General features: G+C 34.1%; 16 protein-coding genes. 11 read left to right on the forward strand and 5 right to left on the reverse strand.

The features are described 5' to 3' along the window. Positions 1 to 277: 277 nt before the first annotated feature. On the forward strand, positions 278 to 1,054 hold the full coding sequence (locus ABXQ82_RS14825) for an alpha/beta hydrolase (protein WP_367061380.1): 777 nt from the start codon (positions 278 to 280) through the stop codon (positions 1,052 to 1,054). Here the strand turns inward: ABXQ82_RS14825 and ABXQ82_RS14830 are convergent. The 3 genes from ABXQ82_RS14830 to ABXQ82_RS14840 are packed head-to-tail and all read right to left on the reverse strand — an operon-like array spanning position 1,047 to position 3,394. Continuing rightward, complete coding sequence (locus ABXQ82_RS14830; RefSeq protein WP_367061383.1) at positions 1,047 to 1,826, reverse strand: LuxR C-terminal-related transcriptional regulator; 780 nt, start codon at positions 1,824 to 1,826, stop codon at positions 1,047 to 1,049. The two genes, ABXQ82_RS14825 and ABXQ82_RS14830, sit on opposite strands and share 8 nt — an antisense overlap. A 13-nt stretch (positions 1,827 to 1,839) precedes the next feature. Beyond that, entirely contained in the window at positions 1,840 to 2,613 is a 774-nt protein-coding gene (locus ABXQ82_RS14835) for a LuxR C-terminal-related transcriptional regulator (RefSeq protein ID WP_367061386.1), read from the reverse strand. Positions 2,614 to 2,620: 7 nt separating this feature from the next. Next, on the reverse strand, positions 2,621 to 3,394 hold the full coding sequence (locus ABXQ82_RS14840) for a LuxR C-terminal-related transcriptional regulator (protein ID WP_367061389.1): 774 nt from the start codon (positions 3,392 to 3,394) through the stop codon (positions 2,621 to 2,623). Between the two features lie 642 nt (positions 3,395 to 4,036). Here ABXQ82_RS14840 and ABXQ82_RS14845 point away from each other — a divergent pair. The 4 genes from ABXQ82_RS14845 to ABXQ82_RS14860 all read left to right on the forward strand — a co-directional run bounded on the left by ABXQ82_RS14845 (position 4,037) and on the right by ABXQ82_RS14860 (position 10,239). Next, entirely contained in the window at positions 4,037 to 8,344 is a 4,308-nt protein-coding gene (locus ABXQ82_RS14845) for an FISUMP domain-containing protein (RefSeq protein ID WP_367061392.1), read from the forward strand. A gap of 45 nt (positions 8,345 to 8,389) precedes the next feature. After that, positions 8,390 to 9,133: a hypothetical protein gene (locus ABXQ82_RS14850; RefSeq protein WP_367061395.1), complete on the forward strand. Its 744-nt coding sequence runs from the start codon at positions 8,390 to 8,392 to the stop codon at positions 9,131 to 9,133. Positions 9,134 to 9,180: 47 nt separating this feature from the next. Then, positions 9,181 to 9,693 carry a hypothetical protein gene (locus tag ABXQ82_RS14855; RefSeq protein ID WP_367061398.1) on the forward strand — a complete coding sequence of 171 codons (513 nt, stop codon included), beginning with the start codon at positions 9,181 to 9,183 and terminating at the stop codon, positions 9,691 to 9,693. A 75-nt stretch (positions 9,694 to 9,768) separates the two neighbouring features. Next, a complete protein-coding gene (locus ABXQ82_RS14860) occupies positions 9,769 to 10,239 on the forward strand; it encodes a T9SS type B sorting domain-containing protein (RefSeq protein ID WP_367061401.1) in 471 nt (156 codons plus the stop codon). A 102-nt stretch (positions 10,240 to 10,341) separates the two neighbouring features. Here the strand turns inward: ABXQ82_RS14860 and murF are convergent, their stop codons facing one another. Beyond that, complete coding sequence (murF, locus tag ABXQ82_RS14865; protein ID WP_367061404.1) at positions 10,342 to 11,616, reverse strand: UDP-N-acetylmuramoyl-tripeptide--D-alanyl-D-alanine ligase; 1,275 nt, start codon at positions 11,614 to 11,616, stop codon at positions 10,342 to 10,344. Between the two features lie 201 nt (positions 11,617 to 11,817). Further along, complete coding sequence (gene gldJ, locus ABXQ82_RS14870; RefSeq protein WP_367061407.1) at positions 11,818 to 13,497, reverse strand: gliding motility lipoprotein GldJ; 1,680 nt, start codon at positions 13,495 to 13,497, stop codon at positions 11,818 to 11,820. 267 nt (positions 13,498 to 13,764) lie between these two features. Between gldJ and porU the strand changes: the two genes are divergently transcribed. The 6 genes from porU (at position 13,765) to ABXQ82_RS14900 (ending at position 23,015) form a co-directional block, all read left to right on the forward strand. Then, the gene (porU, locus tag ABXQ82_RS14875; protein WP_367061410.1) at positions 13,765 to 17,652 is read left to right on the forward strand and encodes a type IX secretion system sortase PorU; all 3,888 of its coding nucleotides are present in this window, start codon (positions 13,765 to 13,767) and stop codon (positions 17,650 to 17,652) included. A gap of 33 nt (positions 17,653 to 17,685) precedes the next feature. Next, positions 17,686 to 18,954 (forward strand): type IX secretion system outer membrane channel protein PorV, encoded by a 1,269-nt coding sequence (gene porV / locus ABXQ82_RS14880; protein WP_367061413.1) that lies wholly within the window; start codon positions 17,686 to 17,688, stop codon positions 18,952 to 18,954. Between the two features lie 28 nt (positions 18,955 to 18,982). After that, complete coding sequence (locus ABXQ82_RS14885; RefSeq protein WP_367061416.1) at positions 18,983 to 19,642, forward strand: porin family protein; 660 nt, start codon at positions 18,983 to 18,985, stop codon at positions 19,640 to 19,642. A gap of 46 nt (positions 19,643 to 19,688) precedes the next feature. Continuing rightward, a complete protein-coding gene (cdd, locus tag ABXQ82_RS14890) occupies positions 19,689 to 20,171 on the forward strand; it encodes a cytidine deaminase (protein ID WP_367061419.1) in 483 nt (160 codons plus the stop codon). Positions 20,172 to 20,348: 177 nt separating this feature from the next. After that, entirely contained in the window at positions 20,349 to 21,347 is a 999-nt protein-coding gene (gene pdhA, locus ABXQ82_RS14895; protein WP_367061423.1) for a pyruvate dehydrogenase (acetyl-transferring) E1 component subunit alpha, read from the forward strand. A 3-nt stretch (positions 21,348 to 21,350) separates the two neighbouring features. Continuing rightward, positions 21,351 to 23,015, forward strand: a complete 1,665-nt coding sequence (locus tag ABXQ82_RS14900) for a pyruvate dehydrogenase complex dihydrolipoamide acetyltransferase (RefSeq protein ID WP_367061426.1) — start codon at positions 21,351 to 21,353, stop codon at positions 23,013 to 23,015. Positions 23,016 to 23,063: the final 48 nt, after the last annotated feature.

Consider the following 23,063-nt stretch of genomic DNA (forward strand, 5'->3'; position numbering starts at 1 on the left):
AGAATCTTTCAACGCAAAAATTAAAGCTTTTAGGGCACAGTTCAGAGGTGTGAGAAACGTAGATTTTTTCCTTTATAGGTTAACCACAGTATTTGCGTAAACACAACAATTGTTCTTGATCCGCTAAAATACCTAGTAATGGGTATTGTTTTACTGACACTAATAGTTTAGATTTACCCTGCTATTAATTAGTTCTTAGGGAGAATTATAAGAGCGCCCGCTTATCGCTTAATTGTTGGTAAGCGGGCTTTGTTTTTTGCATTTATAAAATTATTAGATGAGATACAAAGTAGAGAAAGGAAGTGCAAAAGGAACCATTGTTTTTGTTCATGGTAATTCTTCTTCATCCATTGTTTTTGATGAAGTTTTAAAATCAAAACTAATTTCTCAAACAAAAATAGCTGTTGATTTACCTGGGCATGGCAACAATGCTGAAGCGGAAGATGAGGTAGCTAAATTTTCTATCGAAAACTATAGGGCGAAGCTAATTGAGTTAATTAATACCATAGACGATGATATTTTATTAGTTGGAAATTCATTAGGAGGTCATTTGGCTATAGAAATAGCCGAAGATATAGAACGACTAAAGGGACTGATTATTTTTGGGACACCACCACTTAAAAAGCCGCTTAATCTGGAACAAGCTTTTTTGCAAGTGGAGCCTTTGCAAACGTTTTTTACCGAATACCCTACTGATATTGAAATAGAACCTGCAATACATCAAGTATCATATGCTAAAGAATGTGTGCCTAAATTAATAACAGATTTTAAACAAGCCAATCCGAAAGTAAGAAAAGCAATTATGACGGATATAGCTGAAGATAAATTTCTAGACCAATATGCTGTTTTTACCCATCTTAAACCTCCCAAATTTATTATTGCAGGAAAACAAGACCCTAGTGTGAATCCTGAGTATTTAGAAACGGTTAAAGACAATTGCGGTGAATCTTGCGAACTTATAAAGTTTGATGGATGTGGTCATTATCCAAGTATCGAAAAACCAGAAGAATTTATTAAAACACTTCAAACAATAGTTTTAAGAATATTTAAATAATACCTTCTCTAATGCATTTGGTTATTATTTCTGCCATATTTTTACATTCGGATTTCTTCAATATGTTTTTTCTATGGGTATTAATGGTATGCGGAGAAATATTTAAAATAATAGCAATTTCATTGTTGGTTTTACCATTAGCAATTTCTTTTAAAATTTGTTTTTCACGTTTTGTATAATCATCAATACAATGGTTTTCTATAAACTTATGTACTCCAGCTGTTTTGACGGAGTAATAGGAAGGTTTTTTACTGCTTAGAAAAGACATGCGGTGATCCATTGGAAGATTTAAATGTGTTAGATCACTTTGAATACATAATATTTGTTGCACTTTTCCGTCTTTAGAAACATTAATGGTTCTTGATTGGTGTAACATCATTTTGTATTGTCCGTTAACATGTTTTAGGCGTAATAAATAAACAACTTTGTACAAAGGGATGTCTTCTTTTGGAATATGATTTAATAAAAAATCGAACCCAACAGTTTCTTTTTCATGAATTTTTTCTATGTCCTCTGGATGCATCAATTCTTTAAATAAGTATTCTAATGAAAATAATTCCGGTGCAATACCTAAAACACTTTTCACATCGTCGCTAACCATCTGCATTTCTAACATATCAAAATTAAAAACAAAATAATAGAACTCACCAGGTAAAAACCAACGGGCAGTTTGTTCAACGAGTTCTAAAAGATTTTCTTTAATATTTGGGTTCTCTATTTTGTTTTTTGTGTTCCATACATTTTTAACCTTTTTAACCCCATCTTGTTTCATTGTTTTAAATAAATTAAATAGTACCTTCTCGGATGCAAGTGGTTATTAACTCTGCCATATTCTTACACTCGTTTTTTTTCAAAATATTTTTTCTGTGCGTATTAATAGTATGTGCCGAAATCTTTAAGGTTTCTGCTATGTTGTTAAGACACTTGCCTTTGGAAATTTCTTTTAAAATTTGTTTTTCACGTTTTGTATAAACAGAGTCAATATGAGGTGTAAGATTGAATGTGTCATTTTTTTCATCATAGTAATAATTTGGACGTTTAAATCCAATAAATGAAACTTTATGGTCATTTATGATATTAAAATGGGTTACATCTGTATGAATACCCATTGTTTGCTGGATTTTTCCATCTTTTGAAATGCTTATCGTTTTAGATTGATGTAGTATTGTTTTTTCGCTACCATCATCAAGTCTCAACCTCATAAGATAAACCGTTTTGTATTTAGTCATATCTTCAACAGGTATTTTTTCTAACTTAAAATTTACAGAAGCCCGCTCTTTTTTATGAAGGTCTTCCATATCCTTTGGATGCATTAAAGAAAAAAATCTGTCAACTGAAAATTCATCTGGGTCAATATTCAACACGTTTTTTACACCCTCACTTACAAATTCCATTTTATAAGTAGCAAAATTTAAAATATAATAGTAAAAATCGCCGGGAGAAAACAAGGATGCTATCTGGTCAACAAAATCCAATACGGGTGCTTTAAAATCGGGTTCAAAAATTTTGTTTTTTGCTTCCCAAACGTCATATACTTTTTTTAAATCTGCTGATCTCATAATGCTATTATATAACTCCCTCTCTTAAACAAATTGCCATAAGCTCGCTTGTGTTTTTGCAATGGACTTTCTTGAATATGTTTCGTTTATGCGTATTTACCGTTAAAATTGAAATATATAATATTTTCGAAATCTCTTTAGCCTGCTTGCCCTTAGCCAATAGATCAATGATTTCTAATTCTCTTTTAGAAAATTTATGGCTTTCTTTTTCAATAAGTTTGTAACCCGTTTTAGTAGCTCTGTAATGAAATGATGGATGTTTATGGCTTATGAATGAAATTCTATTATCAAAAGGCGCGTTAAGATAAGTAACATCTGTATGTACGCCTAAAACTTTTTCAACCTTACCGTCTTTAGAGGGAATGAGGCATTGTGCTTGATGTAAAATGGTTTTATAGCTTCCATTGATGTGCTTTAAGCGCATTAAATAAACCACTTTATAGTCGGGTAATTGGTCTTTGGTAATATCTCCGAACAGAAAACTGGTGGCAAAAGTTTCTTTTTCTGGCATACTTGCCAAATCGTCTGGGTGCATGATGTCCAGTAGTTTGTTTACAGTTAAGGTTTCTGGAGGTATTCCAAGAATATCGGTAACGCCTTCAAACACATAATCCATTTTTAGTTCATTGAAATCAATGATATAGTAATAGAATGAACCAATTGAAAAAAGTGAAGCTACCTGTTCAATCACGTCAATGAACACTTTCTTGTTACTTGGCAGTAAAATTTTATTTTCAGTTTCCCAAACTTGAGTCACTTTTAAAGCGTTTTTATTTCTCATATGTAATTTGGTTGGTACTAAATATATCTAAAACAAAATTAAATAACGGATAATTTTCGCTCAAAAGTAGTTTTTTGGTTTAAAAGGTTTTTTTAGAGAATAGAATCTAGAATCTAGAAAAAAAATTAATACTATTAATTGTTTTTACATCACCAATCTTTGTGTCCTTCCTTCTTTACGCCTCCGTGGTCTTGCCTGCCGCCCAGGTTTGCGAGACATTTTTTTTGCATGATATTAGAGAGGTAGTTTGGATAGAGAATAGAAGATAGAAAATGGAAAACAGACGAACTGCAAATAAATTAGGTTGAAAAATGCACGGATTTCTAAATATACCTAAAAGCGGGTATTGTAAGTTTTGTTAAACTGTCTGAAATTTGTTATGCTATTAATTAGTTCTTGGAGGGAGCATCAAAACAAGTGTCTAAGTATAGATTGTTTGAGTTAGTCATTTTAGCTTGGGCACTTTTTTGTATTGAACTGAAAATCAATTTTTTAATATTTATCTCACTTAAAATATAGTAACATGCTCTCTTTATTTTAGCAATAGCAAACCCAGGTTTACTTATTCTATTCCTGTTTAATGGTCACAGAGCTTTTTGCTTTTGTGCAAATATTTGCTATTAACTAAAAAATCAAACCATTATGAAAAAAGTATTACTTATTTTAATCCTGATAATTTTTCCGCTCAAAAACTCCGCCCAAGATATTGTTTTGACCTTTGATGGTGTTGTTGAAAGCACGGGTGTTGATGCTCCTTTAGATAAGGTGGTTGTTGAGAATTTAACAAGAGGGGGATTTATTGAATTAACAAGTTCATTTATTTTTAATGTTACAAATACTTTAGAAATACAAGATTTTGAAATTAAAAAAACACGACGGGGGTTTCAGAAAGTGTATCCGAACCCATTTAATGATGCTGTAAATCTTGAGTTTTATTCTGAAGGAGTTGGTGCAACAACTATAAGCTTTTATAATTTACTTGGTCAAGAAATTGAAAGGTTTTCAGATGAATTAGAAAATGGAAATCATAAATTAAAATTTTCACCTAGTACAAGTGGCGTTTATTTAATTTCTTTAAGTGATTATGGAAATAAATATTTCACAAAAGTTATAGCGACTCAAAACAGAACAAATAAAACAATGCTTTCTTACATACCAAGTGTGACTTTGTCTAAACATAGAGCATCTTCATCTGTCACAACAAAAAACAATAATGGGAAAAGGCCACCTTTTTATGTAGATGGGGACGCTCTAAAATATACAGGATATTCAGGTGACCTTATAGATGTAATTTATGATTCGCCTACAGTAAGTAAAGCGGTGACTTTTGAATTTGCAGCTGATTACTACCGTTTTGAACCCTATTTTATAGAATCTAATTTCCCAAGTTTTGTAGATGTTATGTTTTCGGTTACAGATGCTAAGAATAAAGGGGTTGATTACTTAGATAATGATGATTTTAATGTACTTGAAGATGATAATCCGGTTTCAATATCAGAAACTTTTAGATATATAAAAAAATTAAATCAAGTACCATATTTCCAAAAAACGGTTATTATGCTTGATAATAGTTCGAGTGTTGCTGTAAATCTCGCTCAAATTAAAGCTGCTGCCATTTCGTTAGTAAAGAAAATAGTAGCCGATCAAGAAATAGCTATTTATTCTTTTTCAGATAATGCGGTATTATTACAAGATTTTACTACCAATATAACCGATTTAGAAACAGCTATTAATGGTATTACGACAGGCTTTCCTTCCACAAACTTATATGGATCATTAATTACGGGGTTAGACAGTTTTACCAATTTATATAGTTTAGACCGTATAGAAGAAGGCTACTTAATAGCATTAACAGATGGTGATGATACGCAAGGCTCTAGTACCTTACAACAGGTTATAAATGCAAGAGGAAAGAAGCGTGTTTTTATTGCTGGTCTTGGTAACGAATTAAACCCTGCCCCTTTAATGCAAATGGCATCTACTGGAAATTATTTTCCTGTAACGACAGCTTCGGAATTAGATGCTAATTTTAACCAAATATGGTTGGATATCTTACAATACTCCAATAGCTTTTATTGGTTAAATTATATGACGCCTAAACGAACAGGAGATCATAGTTTAACCGTTGAAGCACTTAATAATACCAATATAAGTGCCGATAAAAATATTATTGGAACTTTTCCAACCGATGGTTTTCAATCTGTTTTTTCTGGGGTGTATGCTAATGTTACTCCAGGTATGCCTTACGGGGTGGATTGGGTGAATTTTGGAGGTGATAACCTGCCAAGGAATTTAAAAGCTATAACATACTGGGCTTCTAGTGCGCCAAATTATACTTGGAGTATTGACGACCCTACTAAAGCAGGAATAGAAGTGAGTCAGTTTGATAATTCAAAACTAACTTTAACTCAACTCCCTTTTGCTTCAGCAGAATTTGCAACAGTTACTTTAACAGATGTAGCTAATAGTTATAACAAAGATGTTTTAGTGTTTAATAATGTTAGTGGATATCCAGAAGTCTATACGCGAGAAATTACTAATATAACTAGTAATTCTGCTGTTGTCAGTGGATTATTTGTTCCTGCTTATGATAATGACCCTGTACCAACGAGCAAAAGGATTTATTACTCGGGAGGGCAGCATATTGAATTTAATGATTCTAATGCTGGAATCTTTTCTGGCGAAATAACTGGGTTAATACCGAACACCGAATATTTTATTAATGCTAGGTTGATTGTGAATAATCAGTTTGTAAATGCTCCAAATACAAATAGGTTTATTACACTTCCTGGCTTAGCAACTCTTGGTCATATTTTTGATTTTGATTATACAACAGGAATGAAAACAAGAACAAGTGCCGTTATAAGGACAGTTATAGCTAATGACGGAGGAACTCCAATAATAGAAAAAGGATTTGTTTATAGTACAAGTCCTAACCCAACTTTGGCAACAGGTTCAATTGTTGTTAATGGAGATGTTTTAGATAATAGTTGGTTTGATAGTAATATTACGGGTCTTTCTCCAGATGTTGACTATTACGTAAGGTCTTACATAACTAATAGTTACGGCACATCTTATTCATTTGAATTAACTTTTCAAACTGCACCAGAAAGAGTGCCTTATATAAAATTAATAGCTTTTAATCCCACACCAACTTCAGCTTCTTTAGAAGGAGAGGTTGTTTATGATAGTGGGTTACCAATTTTAGAAAGTGGAGTATGTTGGAGTACATCACCTAATCCAACAATAACATTACTGACTACTGTTAATGATGGTCCACTTTCTGGGCTTGGAACTTTTACTTCCAATACTACAAGTGACTTATTACCTAATACAGTCTATTACGCAAGATTATATGCTACAAACTCACTTGGGACAGGTTATAGTTCTGGTTCTTCACATTTTACAACACCGAAAGATTTACCAACTATTAGCACACATTCAATTAGTGATATAGCTGCCACATCGTTACTTAAAGCAACTGCGACAAGCGGAGTAACTCTTACTTCAGAAGGAGGAGGGAATGTTACTTCAAAGGGGATATGTTGGAGTACATCCCCAAATCCTACCCTTAATGACTTTACTTACGTTAATAACAATGTAAATCAAGGAACTGGAAGTTTTCCTAGAATTATAAATGGTTTAGATTTAGGTACCATATATTTTGTTAGAGCCTATGCAACAAATGAAGTTGGAACAGCTTATGGAAATGAAGTTAGTTTTACGACTCCTATAATTTTACCCTACATAGTAACTTCTGATTTTACTCCTACTTCAAATGAATCGGGAACATCAGGAGGACTAAATATATTATCAGGAGGAGGAACTATAAGTGAAAAAGGAGTGTGCTGGAGTACATCTCCAAACCCCACAATTGCATTAGCTACCAAAACTTCCGATGGTTCAGGTACAGGTGATTTTACTAGTGCTGTATTTACGGTTGGATTAGGTACTACTTTTTATTATAGAGCGTATGCCATAAATGAGGCGGGAACTGCATATGGAATTGAAAAAAGTAGAACAACAGCTCATTTTCCTCCAACGGTAAGCACAGGTGTTGTAAATTCCATAACTGAGTCATCAGCAATAAGTGGCGGGAATATTTCATCAGATGGGGGAAAAGCAATTACGGCTAAAGGAATATGCTGGAGTTTAAATCCGAATCCAACAATTGATTTGACTACAAAAACTAATGATGGAACGGGAACAGGAAGTTTTGTGAGTACAATGACAGATCTTAACCTGAATCTTGAGCCAGGGTTAACTTACTACGTAAGAGCTTATGCAGCTAATAGTGCAGGGATAACATATGGTAACGAATTGAGTTTTTCTACTATTATTCCTAACTGTGGAACTGTTACAGATTATGATGGGAATGATTATTCCACAATAACAATTGGTGAGCAATGTTGGATGCAAAAGAATTTGGATGTATCTCACTATCGAAATGGAGACCCTATTCCTCAAGTAACAGATGCTACTGCATGGGCTTTTTTAACCACAGGTGCTTGGTGTTATTATCAAAATTATACGCCATATGGGGTTGTTTATGGTAAGTTGTATAACTGGTATGCAGTTAACGATCCAAGAGGGTTGGCCCCTGATGGTTGGCATGTGGCAAGTGATGTGGAATGGAATAATTTAATAAGTCATTTAGGAGGACAGCCTGACGCTGGAGGAAAAATGAAAGCGACAGGTTTAGATTTTTGGCAAAACCCTAATGATGGGGCTACTAATTCAAGTGGGTTTACAGGACTAGGAGCTGGAGAAAGAATTCCTATTGGAAATTACAAATCTATTAAACAATATGGTCGATTTTGGACATCATCACCAGATGATGTGAATGGAGAAGGTATAGCGGTGGGTCTAATTTATAGTGGTGCATGGCTTTATGTTCCTTATTCCTCAGATTCTAATTATGGATACTCCGTGCGTTGTATAAGAGATTAGAACAAGAATAATGTTAACATACATAACATATAAAAATAACTAATCATGAAAAACACATATTCAAAACTATTGATATTCCTATTTATGAGTTGCTTTTATTTATCGAACGGGCAATGCAATGAAGATTCTAAATCTGTAGAAATGAAAAATAAACTTTATGATGTAAGGTTTAGTAAAGATGGTAGTTATGAGGCTTATAACTTATGTTGGAGGTACTATTATTACGCATGTTTATCTAAGATAGATTATTATGAAGATAAAGAGGGCAAACATCCAAGAACAGAGTATGATGCCAAAAAAATTGATGATGCTGTTAACAGAATTATAGATTCTTACAACAAATTAGGTAATAAAAAATGCGGAGAATTAAAACCAGTAAAATCGAAGTATCAAGATAGTGTTTCAACTAGGAAAGATATGGTAGTTGGTTATTGGGTAAGTAAAGATAATGTTGGTGGAAAATTAAATTATACCGATTTTTATTTCAGTAATGATCAAGACTTTAAAATGAGTTTGTACCCTTACAAGGAGCAGAAGGCTACATGGAACAAAACTGGAGAAAACACATATATTATTACATTTCAGAGTTATTCTAGTTTTTATGAAGATTGGAACAAACCTGAACATTCAACTTTTAATATTAATCCCTCAAACTGTTCCGCAACTTATAGTATTAAGGATAATAAAGGAAATACTATAACAAGTACTTGGTATTTTAAAGGACGTGCATTTAATGTTTATGGAAAGACCGAGGCAGAAATTCTAAAACCTGAAAATTGTAAACTATAAATATGTAATAGTAAACATAAATTGAAACAAACAAAACCTGAAATATTATGAAAACAAATTATTTGTGCTTTAGTCTAATTATGATATTATTATCTTGTGGGGAAGATGGTGCCCCCAATGCTGGAACTTCGGATGAAGCTGAAGTTGCGTTGAAAATGAATAAAAATTTGGTATTACCCCCAGGGTTTTTTGAGGTTAATCCTGATGATGTAGAAATAGATAATAGTGTTACTGTTAGTTCTGGTGATAGCCAAAAAGTGGAAATATCTTCTGGTATGACAATGACTAATTCTATTTCATTTAGTGCGCCTAATGCAAATGTTAACGCTGTAGGTATGCGATTTGGTACAACGGGTCCTATATACTTTGTACCCATAAACACTAGTGGAGCTACGGCTGGAACAGGATTGTTTGGTTTTCAAATTACTGATGGTATTTGTGATGACCTTTCAAGTATTTGTCATGATATTAAATGTTATGAATTTGCGCAAACAGATTCTGGAAAAATATCTGCTGCAAATATTCAGGAAGTAACTATGGTTTGTGGCAACTGTGATTAGCCTTCATGTACTATATTAAGCAGTCCATTTAACGGCGCATCAAATGTTTCTATAGAAACCAGCTTGACATGGGAAATGATAGCAGATGCAACTGGTTATAGATTATCCGTAGGTACAACTTCAGGAGGTACAGATATTTTAAATGCTATAAATGTTGGCAATGTGTCGAACTACGGTTTTACATCTGATTTACCAGATGATACCGAGATTTTTGTAAGTGTGATTCCTTACGATTTGGATGGTGATGCTGTTGGCTGTTCTCAGGAAAGTTTTAAAACAGAAAAAATCACTAATGCACCACGAAGTTTTTTTACACCAAACAATGACGGTACTAACGATTTTTGGATTGTCCCAAATCGCTTAAATGATATAAGTACTATTTACATTTATGATCGTTATGGGAAGTTCCTTAAGGAAGTTGGAGATTTACAATCAGGGTGGGATGGGACTTATAATAACAAACCTTTAGTCACAAGTGATTATTGGTATCTTATTTTATATAGAAATGGAGAAACTTTAAAAGGACATTTTAGTTTAATAAGGTAAGAGTTTGTATTCTTTACATTTGTTTTTGATTTTAAGTTATTTAAATACATATCACATCCGAGAAAAAAAAAAGTTGCCTAAATATGAAATAGCTTCTAAGTTTTAATTCATTATCCGCTCCAAAGCCATCCCCCTAGACCCTTTGATCAAAAGCGTAGCGTTTTCAATTTTGGATAAATCAAACTCATTTTTAAAATCTTCAAAAGTCTTAAATTGAGACGCTTTTTCAGAACTTAGTTCTGTTTTATAAAAATTCTCCCCAACAAAAATAATTTTATCAATATCAAGAGAAATGGCCAAATCAGTAATGGTTTGGTGTTCATCTTCGGCTTCTTCACCCAATTCAAACATATCGCCTAAAATTGCAATTTTATGCCCCTCTTGTTTTTCAAAATTTAAAAGTGCGGCACGCATACTTGTTGGGTTTGCGTTATAAGCATCTAGAATTATTTTATTTGAATCTCTATTTATAATTTGAGAACGGTTGTTTGAAGGGATATAATTTTCAATAGCAAACTTAATTTTAGTTGCATCTATTTTAAAATAATTACCAATTGCAATAGCGACTGCAATATTATTAAAATTATAATCGCCTATCAATTTACTTTCAATTGTCAATCTATTAAAAGAACATTTCACAAATGGCTGTGCTTCCAAAAAATCTATGGAAACGTTTGGTTTTGTATTACTTTTTCCGAAGGTAAATTTATTGGCATTTAATGTTTTTTCAACTTGAATTGGGTCATCGGCATTGACAAAAATGGTTTTGTTATTATGAATTAAATGGGTGTATATTTCACTTTTACCTTTAACAACACCTTTAACGCCTCCAAAACCTTCCAAATGTGCCTTTCCAAAGTTTGTGATTAAACCATAATCTGGTTTAGCAATAGTGCATAAAAACTCAATTTCCTTTTGATGATTGGCACCCATTTCTACAATTCCTATCTCAGTAGCCGCGGTCATGGACAATAAAGTTAAAGGCACCCCAATATGATTGTTCAAATTTCCAACCGTAGCCGTGGTATTAAATTTTTGGGATAAAATGGCATTTATAAGTTCTTTGGTGGTGGTTTTTCCATTACTACCGGTAAGCGCTATTATTGGGGTTTTTAAATGATCCCGATGAAATGAGGCGAGTTCTTGAAGTGTTTTAAGAACATCGTCCACCAAAATTGTAGCGTTAGAAGTGTGGCATTCTTTTTCGTCTATAATGGCATATTTTGCGCCTTTTTGCAAGGCTTGCTCAGCATAACTATTTCCATTAAAATTATCGCCCTTTAAGGCAAAAAATAAATCTCCTTTTTTAATTTTTCTGGTATCAGTACAAACGGATTTAGAGTCTAGGAACAGTTGGTGCAATGCTTCAATTTTCATAAAATAAATGTAAAAAAAAGTTTAGGACATGACAAAAATTAAATTTCAATAAATATTAATGATTTATCTGGAATTGAGACCTGTCAGGTTTTTAAAACCTGACAGGTCTGGAACACTTGTGTTTCAATTTTTGTCATATACTTATAAAAAAAGTCCTGATGATAAATCAGGACTTTCAAAATATTATTAAAGTGAGTTCAATTAACTCTTCTTTTTGTTTTTCTCTTTAGACTTAGAACCTACACGAGACATTGCACATCTAAACCCTATATAGTCTGTTGCCATATCTTGCGGGAAGTAACGTCTTTGTGCTGGGTCTAACCAATATTCCCGGTCTTTCCAAGACCCTCCTTTATAAACTCTAACTTCGTCATTAATTAACGATGATCTATTGTTAGATTTATCATATTCTCTGATAAGATTACCTAAAGAATCTTTAGTTACAGAATGTTTTGGAGAATTATACATTTTTCTGGTTTCAGAGTTTTTCGAAGTACCATCCTCATCACTTTCATCGTTGTTAAAGCTTTCAAAATGACGTGACGAACGTCTGTCTCCATCTCTAAAGTTAATGTTGTTGGCCCTATCAAAGTTTGGTCTTAAATAGGTTTCATTTTCATCAATCTCTACTTTTACTATTTCTCCAGGTAAATTTCTAGCAATAATTTTTCCGTTAGATAAGGTATCATAAACTATATCGTCAGATGTTACAACTTTTACCGTGCCCTCTTCTGTAATGGCATTCTTTGTGTAAACGTTACCTCTATAATAGTTAAAGTCGTTAAACTCATCATCTATAATAGGTCTGTAAACATCAGCGACCCATTCGGCAACATTACCAGCCATATCATAAAGACCAAAATCATTTGGATCATAAGATTTTACGGCATTGGTAATATCGGCACCATCATCACTCCAACCTGCAATTCCGCCGTAATCACCTTTTCCTTGTTTGAAATTTGCTAATTGGTCTCCACGATATTTACGTGATCCAGAACGGGTGTATTGTCCGTCCCATGGGTATTTTTTACGTCCTCTGTATAAGTTATAACTTCTTAATTCGCTTAAACCTAAAGCGGCATATTCCCATTCCGTTTCAGTTGGTAGTCTGTATTTAGGGCCAATCACTCCAGTTTCCATGGATGCGTTAACACCGGTTTCATTACCGTCTGCATCAACTTTAATGTTTCTATTTCTTCTGCCGTCGGTATCGCCATTATCATAAGCACTTGGGTCAACCCTATATCTGTCTGTGCTAAAATAGTTGTCTGGATCTTGGTCTGCTAAGTTAATATCTCGGTAACCATTTTTCTGTAAAGCTAGTTCGTTTACACGATCTGTACGCCAGTTTGAATATTCTACAGCCTGTATCCAACTTACACCAACAACAGGATATTCTGCATAAGCAGGATGCCTTAAATAATTTTCTGTCATTACTTCGTTAAACCCAAGACGGTTTCTCCATACAAGCGTATCAGGTAAAGTACCTGTATAAATGTTCTTATATAAATCATCTTCTGGTGGGTACAATTTTTTAATGTAGTCCAAATATTCAACATACATTAAATTGGTAACCTCAGTTTCATCCATATAAAAAGATTGTACATGTTGTTGGGTAGGTGTGTTGTTCCAATCATGCATCACATCATCTTGCACACGCCCTTTGGTGAATGTACCTCCTTCTATAAACACCAAACCTGGTGCGGTTTCTTGTTCCTTAAAATTTGTATTGTATTGAAAACCACCATCGCGACTGTTAATTTGCCAGCCAGTTGCCCTAGAACTGTTTTTAGAGCTAGATGATTTTTTACAACTAAAAGTTGTAACAGATATTGTTAAAACTAACAAAACCTTGAATACCACTACTTTTCTCATATCCATTACGTTTAAGTAAGCTAAATTTTATTTTGGTGGTGCAATATAAGAATTAAACCTTATACAGCAAGCAATTTTTTGCATTTTGACGAAAAAACCATGTATTTCATCCTGTCTTTGATGTATTACATCGATGATTTTGACGTTTTTTTCGTAACACTTGCATACAATTAACGCTAGTTTTCAGAAATTATTATTGTATTTTTGGCCTTCATTAAAAAAATGTTGTTTTAACAGAATAATAACAGCGCATTATTGACGTTATTTTAGTTCATGAAGAAGAAAATTTTAGTTTTATTTCTTTTGACCTTTGTTTTATCTTTTGGTCAGAAGAAAAGTTTCACCATTGATTGGAAGGACTCAAAAGAGTTGAACTTTGGAAGCCATTCTCTAAGGCTGCCATGGTTTGAAGGCTCTCATTACGATTTTGATTTTGAAGAAGGGCTTCAGTTTGTGGCGCAATGGGATGTTGATGGTAGCATTGATGCGTCTTCAGCAACAATAAATAATGTGTCGTATCAAACAATTTCTGAACGTGATTTATTTGAATTGGAAACCAAGTCCATAAAATCGTCTCTAAACTTTAACTTTAGGTATTCAAAAGCAAGAAACAAGCATTATGCCTATTTGTCCTTATCTCCAATTATAAAGGATGCAAATGGTGTTTATAAGAAAGTTACTGGTTTTCAGGTCAATTTTAAAATGTCACGGGGAGTTCAGTCAAAAAACCTTGGTAGAAAAACGTTTGGAAATTCAAGAATTGTTTCCAATTCAGCACTAAGCTCAGGAGATTGGTATAAATTTTATATAGATACTACTGGGGTTTTTAGGTTATCAAAAGGGTTTTTGCAAGGTTTGGGCGTAAACGTGAATACGATAGACCCAAGAACACTAAAAATTTATGGAAACGGAGGTAGGATGATACCCTATTCAAATTCAGAACCTTATCCTTATGATGTTATTGAAAATGCCATAAAATTTGTAGGGGAAGCCGATGGTGAATTCAATAATGAAGATTACATTTTATTTTACGGGCAAGATTCCAAGGGTTATGATGCAGAAAGTAATACAAATATTAATTGTTATAATGATAAAACATATTACTATGTTAATGTAAGTTCTGGTCCGGGCAAACGTATTCAGGCATTTAACCAACCCACTGGAGGTGTAGATCTAGCAATTAATACATTTGAAGATTACCAATTCCATGAAAAGGATATACATAACATAGCTACTATAGGAAGACGTTGGTTTGGTGAGCGTTTCAATTTAGAAAATGAGCAAACCTTTAATTTTGAGTTTCCCGATTTGGTCACCTCAGAACCTGTAGCAGTAAAAGTATATACCGCTGCCGTAGCCACAAATAGTACATTTATGGATGTAAAGGTTAATGGTAGCTCGGTTAGTAATTTAAGGCTAGGAACAACTAGTAAAACGGCATTAGGAGCTGGTGCCTTTTATTCTGGAAATGTTGATGTTACCGGCCCAAAGATCCAAGTGACGTTAACTTATGATAATGGTGGAAACCCAAGTGCCTTAGGATATTTAGATTATATTTCTATTGAAGCTACTAGACAGTTAAGGTTTAACAATAGGCAGTTTCAATTTAAAAATAAAGAAACAGTAAATTCCTCTGGAATTGGCGAATATACTATTGCAAATGCCTCTAAACTATCGGAGGTTTGGGACATAACAGACATTTATAATGTCACAAATTTTGAAAACACACAAGAAAACGATAATGTAACTTTTACGGCGACCTTGGGAGAAGAAAGGATATATGTAGCTGTGTCTCCTTCAGATTATTTTCAACCTAAAACCGATGCCAATAGAACCGTAAGAAATCAAAATATTAAAGGCACTATTTTTCAAAATGCACAAGCTGAATTTCAAGATATAGACTATTTAATCGTGACACCCGATAATATGTTTAATCAAGCAGAAAGATTGGCTCAGATAAATAGGAATCAGTATAATTTGAATGTAAAGGTTGTTGGGTTAGATGAAATTTATAATGAATTTAGTACTGGAAATCCAGATATTGGAGCTATTCGGAATTTGGTAAAATATATATACGATAATGCGAGCACACCAGAGAACAGAATAAAATATTTGTGCCTGTTTGGTGATGGCTCTTACGATTACAAGGATAGAATACCTAACAATACCAATATAGTGCCTTCCTGGCATGCTTACAATAGTTTTAATTTAACGAATTCTTATATTTCAGATGATTTTTTTGGAATGATGGATGACAATGAGGGCACTATGAGAACTAGTGACTTATTGGATATAGCCGTTGGAAGAATTATTGCAGATACACCACAAAGAGCCAAAGAGTTGGTGGACAAAATTGAATCCTATTATATTAAGGAAGCTTTTGGCAGTTGGAGAAATAATTATATTGTTGTTTCTGATGATGTAGATGATGATTGGGAAGGGATATTACAAGAAACTACCGATGATATTGGTAATGAGGTTACCGAAAACAAACCATTTATTAACGTTGTGAAGTTGCATTTGGATGCGTTCCAACAAGAGTCTTCCGCAGGGGGAGATAGTTACCCTAAAGTAACCGAGGAACTATCAAATGCCATTGATAATGGTGCTTTGGTAGTAAATTATTTTGGGCACGGCGGAGAGGATGGCTTAGCAAGTGAAAGGATTTTATTAAAACCAAATATCGAAGAATTCAGGAATGTTTGTAAGCTAAATTGCTTTGTTACGGTTACCTGCGAGTTTACTAAGTTTGATAATCCGTTCAGGCAAACTGCCGGAGAATTCACGTATTGGAAAAAGGATGCGGGGGCCATTAGTTTAATTACTACCACACGACAAATATTCGTTAATTTTGGTATTACTTTTAATACGGCACTTGGGGAATATTTATTTTCTTTTAGTGATAATGATACGTTTCCAGATCATGAATATCCAACCATGGCAGAGGCATTAAGGTTAACAAAAATAGATAACCGTATTTCTTTTTCTAGCCAGCGAAGGTTAGTGTTTTTTATAGGAGATCCAGCAATGAAGCTAGCGTTTCCAAAACCAAATGTTAGATTAACACACTTGAATGATGTGCCAATCGCCCAAGCAACAGATACATTAAAAGCTTTAGGGCGTGTTAAACTAGCAGGAGAGGTTACCAATGTAAATGGAGAAGTAATAAGCGATTATAATGGGGTGGTCTCAACTACAATTTATGATAAGTTTATTGATAGGCAAACTTTAGCAAATGATAACACCAGAACTGGCGGGGAATTGATAAAATTGGATTTTAAAACTTTGGGAGAGATCATATTTAGAGGAAAAGCATCAGTAGCCAATGGAGAGTTTGAATTCGATTTTGTGGTCCCAAAAGATATTAGTATTCCGGTAGGACTTGGGAAAGTTAGTTTTTACGCTAAAAACGAACAGTTACAGTTGGATCAAACAGGTGCTAATATTACAGACGTTAAAATTGGAGGTGTTAATGAAAACGCCGAAGAAGATAATGTAGGGCCCGTTATTACCATGTATATGAATGATGAAAATTTTGTATCGGGCGGTATTACTAACGAGTCCCCCACATTATTGGCGAAATTAGAAGATGATAATGGTATAAACACCGCAAGTGGTATAGGCCATGATATTGTAGCAATAATTGATGGTGATGAAACCAATCCTTTCGTACTCAACGATTATTACGAAACAGAACTGGATGATTATCAAAAGGGAACAGTAAGTTTTCCGTTTAGGGATTTAGAGCCCGGGCTCCATACGCTAACTTTAAAAGCATGGGATGTTTATAATAATTCCTCAATATCTGAGCTTCAGTTTGTTGTGTTCGATAAAGACCAAGAATTGGTGATTAACAACGTCTTGAATTATCCAAATCCTTTTGTTAATTACACAGAATTTTGGTTTAACCACAATAGTTCGGAACCTTTAGACGTTTCTATACAGGTATTCACCGTTTCTGGCAAGTTGGTAAGAACTTTAAACGGGATAACGACTGGAGGTGTAAAAGCCACAAGTTCTTTATCTAAAGATATTGTATGGGACGGAAGGGACGATTTTGGAGATAAAATTGGAAAAGGTGTCTATATCTATAAACTAACAGTAAAGTCGAACTTATTAAATAAAAAGGTAGAGAAAATCGAGAAACTTGTAATACTCTAATAAAAAATTATATTTGCAAAATAAATCTAAACTATGAAAAATAGAATACTGGCGTTATTGATTTTTGGTGTAACGCTGAACTTGACCGCTCAAACTAGAACTGTAACACCTGATTTGGACAATGATTCTAGGGTAATTACTACAGGGATTCCTTTTGTGTTAATAGCACCTGATGCTAGGGCAGCAGCAATGGGGGATATGGGGGTAGCAACCTCAGTTGATGCATTCTCTCAACAATGGAACTCATCAAAATATGTGTTTTCTGAAACTAAATCTGGTGTTGCAGTAAGTTACACACCATATTTAAGTAAATTGGTAAACGACATTTTTTTAGGAAATGTTACCTATTTTAATAGAATTGACGATCGTAGCTCGTTTGCAGCAAGTTTTAAGTATTTTTCATTAGGTGATATTGAATTTCGCGCCGATGAATTTTCAGAAGCATTAATCCAAAGACCAAATGAATTGACTATTGATGCATCTTATGCGTTAAGATTATCAGATCAATTTGGAATGTCGGTGGCAATGCGTTACCTACGTTCAGATTTAAGGTTGAATGTTGGAAATAATGATACTTCTGCTGCTAGTACTTTCGGAGTTGATATTTCGGGATATTATCAAAGTGAAGAAGAGGCTTATAACGATTTTAACGGACGTTGGAGAGGAGGATTCGCTATTCAAAATATAGGGCCTAAGTTTAAATATGACGACGGAGGGGATGACAATTTCCAACCAACAACACTACGTTTAGGTGCAGGATTTGATTTTATTTTTGATGATTATAACAAAGTAGCTGTAACTTTAGAAGTGGCTAAACTACTTGTGCCAACACCTCCAATTTTAGGAACAGAACGGATTTTTAATGATAATAATAATAATGGCGCGTACGATGAGCCCGCAGACCCTAATAACCCACAGCCAGGAGAGGACGAATTAATTTCAGAAACAAAAGGTGTGATACATAGTGGTCAATCTCAAGACGTAAGTTTCCTTTCGGGAATATTTCAATCTTTTGGAGATGCACCAGGAGGGTTTAGTGAAGAAATAAAAGAGTTTACTTGGTCGCTTGGAGCAGAATATTTATATCAAGATTCTTTCGCATTCAGAGCAGGTTATTTTAATGAAAGTGAAGAAAAAGGAGCGCGTAAGTTTTTAGCTTTAGGTGCTGGTTTTAAATACAATGTCATCAATATAGACTTGTCTTATTTGTTCTCTGCTTCGAAAGTGCAAAGTCCATTAGAAAATACATTGCGTTTCTCGTTAACCTTTAATATAGGTTCTGGAGAGTACACGGAGTATTAGATTCCAATTAGACAATCGACCATAATTGATGAAAAAACCATTGTACTTATTAGTATTGTGTTTATGCATATCTAATTTTATAAATGCCCAATACTATTCTAAATCTTACGTTGGTTTAAAAGGTGGTGCAAACTATTCTAAATTCATGCCTAATGAACTGATGAAGCGATTTGATGATATTGGTTACGTTGGGAAATTTGGTGCATATTTTGGAGCATTCGTTAATATAGAACTAACAGATTATGTCAAAATTCAACCAGAACTAATATTTGCCCTTCAAGGAAGTAGTTTTAAGAGTGAAAATATTCAATTTAGTGACCCTGAAGGATTTTTAATTACCAGAGGGGATTATCGCACCAACATAAACGAGTTTGTTATAAGCGTTCCGATTATGGGGCAGTACTTTTTTAGTGATTTATTTTATATAGAAGGTGGTCCACAATTTGCTTATAGCATTGATACTTCAGAAAAAGTAAAGGAAACACCAATACCAGCTGAGTTTAATAATAATAATAATAATTCACCATTTGACGACCTTGATAAATTTGATTTTGGAGCATCAATCGGTTTAGGATATAAGGTTTCAGATACTTTTACGCTTAATGGAAGATATTTTTTTAGTCTTATAAGTAGAAATGAGACTATAAAATCATCAATATTCAATTTAGGAATAGAATATCAACTTTAATCATTTGATTTAAAACAGTATATTGAATTAGTTTTATTTGTGATATATGAAAGAAATTAATATTCAATCAACGTTTTACATATTTGAAACTATAGATGAACTTCCAGAAGATATTTTTCTTTTAATGCAAAAAGCAAAAGAGGCAAGAACGAAAGCCTACGCACCCTACTCAAATTTCACCGTTGGTGCAGCTATTTTATTGGATAACAATCAAGTAGTTTTAGGTAATAACCAAGAAAACGCATCATATCCGTCAGGATTATGTGCAGAACGTACTGCCATTTATTATGCTGCTGCTAATTATCCAAATTCAAAGATTTTAAAAATAGCAATTATTGCGGGTTCTTTGGTAAATGACACACCTCAACCAATTCCTCCATGTGGTGCATGCAGGCAAGCTATTGCCGAATATGAGGTGAAACAGGAGACTCCAATCGAAATTTATTTTATGGGAACTTCAGGAAATGTGTTAAAATCTAATTCCTTAAAGAATCTTCTACCCTTAATTTTTGATAAATCTCAATTATAGGAGGTTGTTATTTTATAAATTTTATGAAATTCTTAAGATTATCGGGGAATCATTGAAAATTTAGAGCTAATACTGAATTTTTAATTTTTTTTTTACTTTCATCTGTATAGGTTTTTTCAAAACCAATCAATGTATTACTTTTGTATTTCGCGTAATAACCATATATAAAACTCGTCGATGCAAAAAATCACTAAAGAGGTTTACCTTAAATGGTACGAAGACATGTTATTCTGGAGAAAGTTTGAAGACAAGCTTGCAGCAGTTTACATTCAACAAAAAGTAAGAGGATTTCTTCACTTATACAACGGTCAAGAAGCTGTGTTAGCAGGGGCTTTACACGCAATGGATTTGACTAAAGATAAAATGATAACTGCTTACCGTAACCACGTTCAGCCTATAGGTATGGGTGTAGATCCAAAACGTGTTATGGCAGAATTGTACGGAAAAGTAACAGGGACTTCTAAGGGTATGGGTGGTTCTATGCATATTTTTTCTAAAGAATTCAGATTTTACGGAGGACATGGTATTGTTGGTGGTCAAATTCCATTAGGAGCAGGTATTGCTTTTGGGGATAAATATCACGGTGTAGATGGTGTAACTTTATGTTGTTTTGGCGATGGTGCTGCAAGACAAGGTTCACTTCACGAAACTTTTAACTTAGCTATGCTATGGAATTTACCTGTTGTATTTGTTTGTGAAAACAATGGATATGCGATGGGAACATCCGTAGGGCGTACCGCAAACCATACCGAAATATGGAAATTAGGTTTAGGCTATAATATGCCATGTGGTCCAGTTGATGGGATGAACCCTATTAAAGTTGCCGAAGCCTTTGATGAAGCCATCCAACGCGCTAGAAAAGGTGGCGGGCCAACATTCTTAGAATTAAAAACCTATCGTTATAGAGGACACTCTATGAGTGATGCGCAACATTATAGAACAAAAGAAGAAGTTGCAGAATACAAAAAAATAGATCCTATTACGCAAGTAAAGGATGTTATTTTGAAAAAGAAATATGCTACTGAAGAAGATATCAAAGTCATTGATAAGCGTGTTAAAGCACGAGTATTGGAGTGTGAAAAATTTGCAGACGAATCTCCATATCCAGAGACACAACAGCTTTACGATATGGTTTATGAGCAAGAAGATTATCCATTTATTCAACACAAATTATAAGATATGGCAATAGTTGTAAACATGCCGCGTTTAAGCGACACAATGGAAGAAGGAACAGTTGCTGCTTGGTTAAAGAAAGTAGGTGACAAGATTGAAGAAGGCGATATTTTAGCTGAAATTGAAACAGATAAGGCAACGATGGAGTTTGAATCTTTTAATGAAGGCACATTGCTTCATATTGGTGTTCAAGAAGGAGAAACTACAAAAGTAGATGAGCTTTTAGCAATCATTGGAGATGAAGGCGAAGATATATCTGATATTTTAAAAGGAGGTGGTAACGCTTCCACGCCTGCCTCGTCCGCAGATAGGGAATCTAAAGAAGAATCTGAAAGTTCAAAAGAGGAAGCTGATGTCACTCTGAGCGCAGTCGAAGAGCCAAAAACTGAAGTTACTACTCAAGAACTGCCTGAAGGCGTTATAGTTGTCACCATGCCAAGGTTAAGTGACACCATGGAAGAAGGCACCGTAGCCACTTGGTTAAAGAAGGTAGGGGATAAAGTTGAAGAAGGCGATATTCTAGCTGAAATAGAAACAGACAAAGCAACGATGGAATTTGAATCATTCCAATCTGGTACATTATTGGAAATAGGTCTGCAAGAAGGAGAATCGGCAAAAGTGGATTCACTTTTAGCAATTATCGGGCCTGAGGGAACAGATGTTTCTGGAATTGCTTCGAATTATTCTAAAGCTTCTGAACCAGCTGAAAAAGAAGAAGCAACAAAGACTGAAGCAAAGAAAGAGGCACCTAAAGCAACTTCTTCTGAAACTTCAAAACAAAAAACAAGTGCACCAGCACCAACGCCAGTTACTGAAAACGGACGTTTATTTGTATCTCCACTTGCTAAAAAGTTAGCTGAAGAAAAAGGGATCAACTTAACGAAAATCCAAGGTTCTGGAGAAAACGGACGCATTGTAAAACGCGATATAGAAAATTACGAACCAGCAGCAGGAGCAGCATCGGTTGGTAAATTTGTTCCAAGCGGTCAAGAAGATTTTGATGATATTGATAACTCGCAAATGCGTAAAGCAATTGCAAAAGCATTAACGAATTCCAAATTTTCTGCACCACATTATTACTTGAGTGTTGAATTTGATATGGAAAATGCTATGGCATTCCGTGCGCAGTTTAACTCTATTCCAGACACTAAAATTTCTTATAACGATATTGTGGTTAAGGCCTGTGCTTTAGCTTTGAAGCAACATCCACAAGTAAACTCACAATGGTTTGCAGATAAAATGCGTTTGAATAACCATGTGCATATTGGGGTAGCTGTTGCAGTTCCTGACGGATTAGTTGTGCCGGTAGTAAGATTTGCAAACGAGCAAACTTTACCTCAAATTGGTGCTGCTGTAAAAGATTTAGCAGGAAAAGCGAGAAATAAAAAATTAACTCCAGACGAAATGCAAGGTAGTACTTTTACAGTATCTAACCTTGGTATGTTTGGTATAGATACATTTACATCCATTATCAATCAACCAAATTCAGCCATTCTTTCCGTTGGAAATATTGTTGAAAAACCAGTAGTTAAAAATGGGCAAATTGTTGTTGGTAATACTATGAAGTTATCTTTAGCATGCGACCATAGAACGGTTGATGGTGCTACTGGAGCTCAATTCCTTCAAACTTTGAAAGGTTATATTGAGAATCCTGTGACGATGCTTGTTTAGTTGTCATTCAGAGCAGAGCGAAGAATCTATAAATATTTAAAAAACCTG

Origin of the sequence: Algibacter sp. 2305UL17-15 (assembly GCF_040720935.1) — a bacterium.
Lineage (GTDB): Bacteria > Bacteroidota > Bacteroidia > Flavobacteriales > Flavobacteriaceae > Jejuia.